We start from the raw sequence: 7,247 nt of genomic DNA on the forward strand, positions 1-7,247 counted from the left end.
AAGGCCGTTGTTGCTCAAAAGCCTTTTAGTCCCGGGAGGGAGATCATCATGGCCAAACATCTCGCACCGGAGAGAAACTCGGAAACCCTGATGGGACTGCTAGAGTGGTTCTGGCTAGGCGACTACGAGGCGGTGGAAGAAGCGCTTGCAGACATCCGCCGTTTAGGCGTGCAGCGCTTACGCCTCGGTGTTTCTTGGGCCGATTACCTCACCGAGACGGGAGAACGCTGGTACGACTGGCTACTGCCGAAACTCGCCAAAGAGGTCGAGCTACTGCCCTGTTTCGTTTATACGCCGCCTTCGCTCGCCGAGCTCCCGGCAACCGCCGCGCCACCGCGTAATCCCAAGGACTATGCCGACTTCCTCGATGTTTGCATCACCCGCTACGGCGACTTTTTCGAGTATGTCGAGCTGTGGAACGAACCGAATAATATGCGGGAATGGGACTTCACCCTCGATAACACCTGGGAGAAGTTCGCTGCAACCATCGGCGGCGCCGCCTACTGGGCGCGCCAACGCGGCAAACGCACCGCACTCGGCGGCATGAGCCCCATTGACCCCAACTGGCTCCACACCATGTTTCAGCTCGGGGTTATGGAGCACATCGATGTCGTCGGCATCCACGCTTTTCCCGATAGTTACGACGTCACGCACGAAGACTTATTAAGCCAAATCGCACGGATTGAGCGCGTTCTTAAGCAATACGGATCGAAAGCACGCATCTGGCTGACCGAAGTGGGCTATCCCACCTGGCGTAACGACGAATACCGGCAGCTAAAAGTATTTAACGATGCACTAAATTTACCGGTCGAGCGTGCCTATTGGCTTTCCTTACGCGATCTGCTGATGGAGCGCCCCTCCACAGCCGGCTACCACAACGACCCCCGCGATTATCACTTCGGTCTGAAAACCGCCTCAGGCCGGGAAAAACTATTGTTCCGACACTGGGCGCAATATGGCCTCGAAGGCATACGCCAAACGGCCACCTGGGCACAAACGCCGGGCACTTTACAACCGGCACCGGAAGTGATGGTAACCGGCGGCGCGGGTTTTATCGGCAGCAACCTCGTCGAGCGGCTGGTAAAAGCCGGACGTCGGGTGCGTGTCGTCGATAACCTCGACCGGCCTGGGGTCGAGCACAACCTTCGCTGGCTACGCGAACACTATGGCGATCACATCGAATTCGTTCCCGCCGACATGCGCAATACATTCGCGCTGGAACCGGCGATAAAGGGCATCAAGCACATTTACCACCTCGCCGCACAAGTGGCCGTTACCACCAGCCTCGACGATCCGATGATGGATTTTCGAATTAACTTGCACGGCACTCTTAATCTGTTGGAGGCGGCCCGCAAGCAACCGCAACCGCCCAGCATTGCCTTTGCCTCTACCAACAAGGTCTACGGCAGTCTGCCCGATGTCGCACTGGACATCATCGACGATCGCTACCAGCCCAGCGACCCGGAGCTGCGTCGCTACGGTATCGACGAGCGTCGCAATCTTGATTTCCATAGCCCCTACGGCTGCTCCAAAGGCGGAGCCGATCAGTATCTGATCGACTACGCGCGCTGTCTCGGCGTGCCGGCTGTCGTCTTAAGAATGAGCTGTATCTACGGCCCTCGCCAGTTCGGCACCGAAGACCAGGGCTGGGTCGCGCACTTTCTCATCCGCGCTCAGAAAGGCGAACCCATTACCTTATACGGCGACGGCCGCCAAACGCGGGACATACTCTTTGTCCAAGATTTACTTGATGCCTTTCTCCTCGCCGAGCAGCGAATGGACAGCTTGGCAGGTCGGGCATTCAATATCGGAGGCGGGCCGAGCAACTGCGTCAGCCTGCTGCAACTGATCGAGTTGATCGGCCAACTCCAGGGTAACAAACCCGACATCGCGTTCGCCGACTGGCGCCCCGGCGACCAACGTTATTACGTCTCCGATACCCGCCTGTTTCAGGCAGCGACAGGATGGCAGCCACAAGTCAGTGTTGAGCAAGGCATTCAACGCCTACACCAATGGCTTACGGATTCTTATGTCGTACGCGCCGATCCACGTGTCCGGAGCACCGCTTAATGCAGCAACTCGCCCCAAAGCGCATATTAATGAGCACCGACGCCGTCGGCGGCGTTTGGCAATTCGCCCTCGAACTAGCGCGAGACTTGGCCAGTCACGGCATAGGCACAGACTTGGTTTGCTTAGGCCCGGCACCGAGCGCAGAACAGCGGCGACAAGCGGATGCCATTCCGGAATTGACGCTGCATAGCCGCCCCGGCCGCCTAGAGTGGATGCAATCCCCGTGGCAGGAACTGGCCGAACTCGACGCCTGGCTGCTGACGCTGGCCGAACGTCTCCGCCCCGACGTCATTCACCTCAACCATTACTACCACGGCCACCTCAATTGGCCGGCGCCACTCCTGATAACCGCCCACTCCTGCGTCTGGTCCTGGTACCGGCATGTCAAAGGACACTTACCCGACAACGACTGGCAACTTTATCTTCAGCACGTTCGTCGCGGTTTACGCAGCGCCGACCTGGTAACCGCGCCGTCCGGCGCCATGCTGGCCGACGCCGAAGTATTCTACGGACCGTTCCGGGCCGCGCGGGTAATCGCTAACGGCCGCCGCCCCGAGGATTACCCGCCCGCCCCTAAACAGGCCCGAATCGTCTCGGCCGGACGGCTTTGGGACGAAGCAAAGAACGCGGCGGCGCTGGCAAGCATAGCTCCCGAGCTGTCTTGGCCGGTCGAAATTGTCGGCGATAGTAAACATCCCGACGGCGGCCAACGCCAATACCGCAACGTCGAACTCCCCGGTCCGCTCGCTACCGAAGCGCTCGCTCGGCGGTTCGGCCGTGCCGCCATTTATGCCCTCCCCGCCCGCTACGAACCCTTCGGACTTTCCGTACTGGAAGCGGCGCTGGCCGGCTGCGCCCTGGTGCTAGGCGATATACCCTCGCTCAGAGAAATCTGGGGCGATACGGCCTTGTTCGTCCCGCCGGACGACACAAGGGCCTTGCGCGACACGCTGCAAGCGCTCATCGATCAACCCCGACTACGCCAATACTACGCCACGCTCGCTCGCCGCCGTGCCCTTCACTTTAGTAGCGCGCGCATGACGGCCGGCTACTTGCGCGCCTACCGTCATTTGCAGCAGCAATCGGGCTCGCCGCGCGACCTCGACCAGCTCGGTAGCACCGCCTGATCCGACCAGGAGAAGAAGGAGCTTTTCGACATGCATATCGTCATGTTCTATCACTCGCTGATTTCCGATTGGAATCACGGCAATGCCCACTTTCTCCGCGGCGTAGTGACGGAGCTACAGGCGCGCGGCCATAGCGTCGCCGTGTATGAACCCCGCGATGGCTGGAGCCTACAGAACCTTCGCCAGGCCCACGGCCCGGAAGCTATCGAGCGTTTTCATCGACGACTACCCACCCTGCGCAGCGCGTTTTACGAACTGGACAGCCTCGATCTAGATCGCGCCCTGGATAATGCCGACCTGGTGCTGGTTCACGAATGGAGCCCGCACGAGCTGGTCGCGAGGATCGGCCGCCATCGCGCCCATCGAGGCCGCTACAGGCTATTATTTCACGACACGCACCACCGTACCGTCAGCGACCCGAGCGCCATGGCCGATTACCCGCTAGACGCCTACGACGGCGTATTGGCGTTTGGCGAAGCCGTTCGCGAACGTTACCAAGCCGCCGGCTGGAGCCGTCAGGCCTGGACCTGGCACGAGGCGGCCGACACCCGTATTTTCCACCCCATGCCGCAGATCGATACCGAAGCCGACCTGGTCTGGATCGGCAACTGGGGCGACAACGAACGCAGCGAAGAGCTACAGGAATTTCTGCTAGAGCCGGTTCGGCAACTCAAACTTAGCGCCAACCTACACGGCGTACGCTACCCCGAATCGGCGCTTGTCGCCCTTCGCGCGGCGGGCATCGGATACCGAGACTGGCTACCGAACTTCGAGGTCCCGCACGCTTTTGCCCGCCACCGCTTTACCGTGCATGTACCACGCCGACCGTATGTCAAAACCTTGCCCGGCATTCCCACCATTCGCGTTTTTGAAGCGCTGGCCTGCGGCATTCCCCTGGTGTCCGCCCCCTGGCAAGACAGCGAAGGCCTATTTCGCCCCGGCCGCGATTACCTCGTCGCCAACAACGGTCAGTCGATGCAAAAGCACCTCCGAGCACTCAAGCACGAACCCGCGCTCGGCGAAGAACTCGCCCGACATGGATTAAGCACCATCCAACAAAAGCACACCTGCGCGCACCGAGTCGACGAATTGCTTGCCATTTATCGCCAGCTCGACTCATCGGAACTAAAGGAACAAACCGCATGAAGTTCGCATTTTTCGGCTCCAGCTTGGTTTCTGCCTATTGGAACGGCGCCGCCACCTACTACCGAGGCTTGGTGCGCAATCTCCATGAGCGTGGCCACGACGTCAGCTTCTATGAGCCCGACGCGTTCGAACGCCAGCAACACCGCGACCTCCCCGACCCGCAATGGGCGCGCGTCGTGGTCTACGATACCGAACAAACCGCGGTGGACCGTGCCTTGGCGGAGGCCGCGAATGCGGACGTCATCATTAAAGCCAGCGGCGTCGGCGTCTTCGACAACTATCTGGAGCAAGCTATCGCCGACCTCAAACGCCCGAGCAACATCGTCATATTCTGGGATGTGGACGCACCGGCAACCCTAGATCGCATAGAAGCCTCTCCCGACGACCCGGCACGCAAGCAAATACCCCGTTACGACATGATTCTGACCTACGGCGGCGGCGATCCCGTTATTCGCGCCTATAGCGCACTCGGGGCCAAGCACTGCATCCCCATCTACAACGGCCTGGATGTAAGCACCCATCATCCCGTTGCCGCCGACCCGCGCTTCGCCGCCGACCTTACCTTTGTCGGCAACCGCCTGCCGGATCGCGAAGCACGAGTCGAACGCTTCTTCCTCGAACCGGCTGCCAGCCGCCCCCGCCACCGCTTCTTACTCGGCGGAAGTGGCTGGGACGACAAGCCGATGAGTACCAATATCGACTACATCGGCCATGTTTACACCCGTGACCATAACGCCATCAACGCCAGCGCCCGAGCCGTCCTTAACATCAGCCGAGCCAGCATGGCCCGCTACGGATTCTCGCCCGCCACGCGGGTTTTCGAAGCCGCCGGTGCCGGCGCCTGCATCGTCACCGACGCCTGGGAAGGCATCGAGCTCTTTCTCGAGCCCGAGCGAGAGATATTAGTTGCCCACAACGGACAAGACGTGGCGGCCCTACTCGACGACCTTACCGAAGAGCGCGCACGCCATATCGGCCAACAAGCCCTTAAACGCGTCGTCAACGAGCACACCTACGCGCATCGAGCGGCCGAAGTCGAAGCTTTACTGGAAGGACGCCGTTACCGTCCAGAACAAGCAGGGAGAACGCTACACGTATGAAACGCCCGAACCTCGTTATTATCGGCTTATCCATCACCTCATCCTGGGGCAACGGCCACGCCACCACCTATCGTAGCCTCGTGCGCGAGCTTTGCCGACAAGGTCAGGACGTTTTATTTCTCGAACGCGACGTGCCCTGGTATGCCCAGCACCGGGATCTGCCCAATCCCCCCTATGGGCAAACCCGCTTATACCGGGATCTGGCGGAACTTAAGCGCAAGTATGCCGATGCTATCGCCAACGCCGACGCCGTTATCGTCGGCTCGTTCACGCCCGAAGGCGTTGCCGTAGGCGAATGGGTGACCCACATCGCCGATGGCGTGACCGCCTTCTACGACATCGACACACCGGCAACCCTTAGTAAACTGGCGCGGGGCGATTACGAATACCTAAGCCCCAGCCTCATACCCCATTATCAGCTGTATTTATCCTTTACCGGCGGCCCGATTTTAACGCAGCTGGAGCAACAGTACGGCGCCGCGCACGCGCGCGCCTTGTATTGCTCGTTCGACCCCGAATTGTACTACCCGGAACCGACCTCCCCGACATGGGATATCGGCTATCTCGGCACCTATAGCACCGACCGCCAACCGCGGGTTGAAACGCTGCTGCTAGAACCCGCCCGCCGCCGACCGCAGTCCTCGTTTATTGTCGCCGGCGCCCAGTACCCTGCAGACATCAACTGGCCTGCGAACGTCGAACATCGCGAACACATACCCCCGTCGGCACATAGAGCGTTCTACAATGCCCAGCGCTTCACGCTTAATGTCACACGCGACGACATGATCCGCGCCGGCTACTCTCCCAGCGTACGCTTATTCGAAGCCGCCGCCTGCGCCACCCCGGTGATCTCGGATCGTTGGGCCGGACTGGAGACCCTGTTCGAACCCGGCACAGAAATCCTCCTCGCCGACAGCAGCAACGATGCCCTGCTTTATCTAGAAGAAGTCTCGGAGACACGACGCCGGGCAATCGGCCAAGCCGCCCGCGAACGTGTACTCGCCGAGCACACTGCCGCTCACCGCGCCCGGCAACTCCAAGCGTACCTACAGGAGGTTGCGCAAAAAGTCGCCTAACGGCACGAACCTAAACCTCGAATAGATTTTTTCTACGTCATAGATCGCGGGGCCGAGCCGATCAAGCCGGCACCCGCGAGCCCAGCTAAGCGTCGCACTTGACATGCCTGACGCCATCTAAAAGAATCGTCCCTAATAAAAGCAACCGACAACATATCAAGGAAGGCTCTATGAACCCGGGGGATACGGATTTCTCACGTCTGTCGCTGGAGGTGGCGGACTTCCCGCCGCTCAATGCCATCGCCTTACACGGCACCGAACGCTTCTCTCACCCCTTCCGCTTCGAGATCGACATCAAAATCCCCCGCGGCTATCCGGTCCAGCAGTTGGCGGGCCAGCGCGCCCGGCTGCGCTGGCAAACGCCCGATTTGGGCGCGGGGTTGCGGATCGGCGTGATCACCGGCGGGCGCGATCTGACCTGTGCCGCCCAGCCGGAGGTGATCACGCGGCTGTATCTGGAGCCGCCGTTGGCGCTGACGGGTAAGACCGTCCACACGCGGGTGTTGCGCGGGCTGAGCTTGCCGCAGCTGATCGAGCTGATCTTGGGCGAGTGCGGCGTGCCGCGCCAGGCGATTGATTGGCGGCTCTCGGGACAGTACCCGGTGCGCGATTATGTGCTGCAGGCGTTCGAGAGTAATTTCGCCTTTCTCCAGCGCCAGCTCGCCGAGGCGGGGGTGTTTTATTGGTTCGAGGTCGACGCCGCACAGCGCCGGGAGCGGCTGTGCGTG

At 60.7% G+C, this 7,247-nt stretch carries 6 protein-coding genes; all 6 read left to right on the forward strand.

Going from position 1 to position 7,247, the window contains the following annotated elements:
- Positions 1–48: 48 nt before the first annotated feature.
- Positions 49–2,070 (forward strand): GDP-mannose 4,6-dehydratase, encoded by a 2,022-nt coding sequence (locus CAI21_RS19465; protein ID WP_116303821.1) that lies wholly within the window; start codon positions 49–51, stop codon positions 2,068–2,070.
- A gap of 29 nt (positions 2,071–2,099) precedes the next feature.
- A complete protein-coding gene (locus CAI21_RS19470) occupies positions 2,100–3,197 on the forward strand; it encodes a glycosyltransferase family 4 protein (protein ID WP_116303827.1) in 1,098 nt (365 codons plus the stop codon).
- 30 nt (positions 3,198–3,227) lie between these two features.
- On the forward strand, positions 3,228–4,343 hold the full coding sequence (locus CAI21_RS19475) for a CgeB family protein (RefSeq protein ID WP_116303822.1): 1,116 nt from the start codon (positions 3,228–3,230) through the stop codon (positions 4,341–4,343).
- Entirely contained in the window at positions 4,340–5,443 is a 1,104-nt protein-coding gene (locus CAI21_RS19480; protein ID WP_116303823.1) for a CgeB family protein, read from the forward strand. Before CAI21_RS19475 ends, CAI21_RS19480 begins: the two co-directional genes overlap by 4 nt.
- Positions 5,440–6,519, forward strand: a complete 1,080-nt coding sequence (locus CAI21_RS19485; protein ID WP_116303824.1) for a CgeB family protein — start codon at positions 5,440–5,442, stop codon at positions 6,517–6,519. Before CAI21_RS19480 ends, CAI21_RS19485 begins: the two co-directional genes overlap by 4 nt.
- Before the next feature lie 170 nt (positions 6,520–6,689).
- A partial coding sequence (locus tag CAI21_RS19490; protein ID WP_181919543.1) for a contractile injection system protein, VgrG/Pvc8 family occupies positions 6,690–7,247 on the forward strand: 558 nt, incomplete at its 3' end.

This window comes from Alkalilimnicola ehrlichii (assembly GCF_003399765.1).
Lineage (GTDB): Bacteria > Pseudomonadota > Gammaproteobacteria > Nitrococcales > AK92 > AK92.